An 822-nucleotide genomic window follows, 5' to 3' on the forward strand; every position below is an offset into this window, starting at 1 on the left:
TCCCCGCGCCCCGGCCGCCTCCGCGGGGACGGGCCCCGCCTCGCCGGCCCGCCGCCGGTCAGTCGGCGCGGCGCTCGAAGACCAGGACGCCGCCGGCCTCGTCCACGTGGCCGGCGCGGGCGAAGCCGCCGCGCTCCAGGACATGCCGGGAGGCCGTGTTCGCCGGGTCCACGCGGGCCGTCACCACGCCCACGCCGTCGCGGGCCAGCGCCCAGGCGCTCAGCGCCCGCAGGGCCTCCGTGGCGTACCCCTTGCCGCGGGCCGCGACCGCGAGGTCGTAACCGATCTCCACCCGGCCCTCCGCGTCCGGCGGCCCGTGGAAGCCCATCGAGCCGACCGCGCGGTCGTCCTCACGGCGCACCAGGACGTAGGAGGTCCACTCGGGCCGGAAGGCGCCCTTCTCGTAGGCCGCGGTGATGAGGGAGGCTCCCTCCCGGGTGCCCTCGAACGGCCCGCCGGAGACCCAGTCGAAGCCGCCGTCGCCGCCGAGCGCGAGGTCCGCCGCGGCCGGCACGGTCAGCGCCTCCATCGTCAGCCGCTCCGCCTCGACGAGCGGGTTGTTGTACCAGCGCCACCCGTCCACCGGTTCCTCGCCGGACAGCTCCCCCCGCCCTGTGGCCCACAGCAGGGTCCGCCACGGGTCCTCGCCCTGGCGCACGTGCGGGAAGAGCCGCGCGAGCACGTAGCCGCACAGCTCGGCGGACGGCCGGAAGTCGACGCCCAGCCCTTGCGCCATGTCGTGAGTGTGGAGCAGGACCTCCGCCATGCCCATCGCGGCGAAGCCCTCCCGGCCGGCGCTGCGGAAGGGGTACGGGTGGAAAC

General features: G+C 76.8%; 1 protein-coding gene. It reads right to left on the minus strand.

What is annotated here, in order from left to right; translation table 11 throughout:
- Positions 1-58: 58 nt before the first annotated feature.
- A partial coding sequence (locus ACOV8S_RS01435; protein WP_448315502.1) for a GNAT family N-acetyltransferase occupies positions 59-822 on the minus strand: 764 nt, incomplete at its 5' end.

The sequence above is a fragment of the Streptomyces sp. CO7 genome (assembly GCF_053474865.1).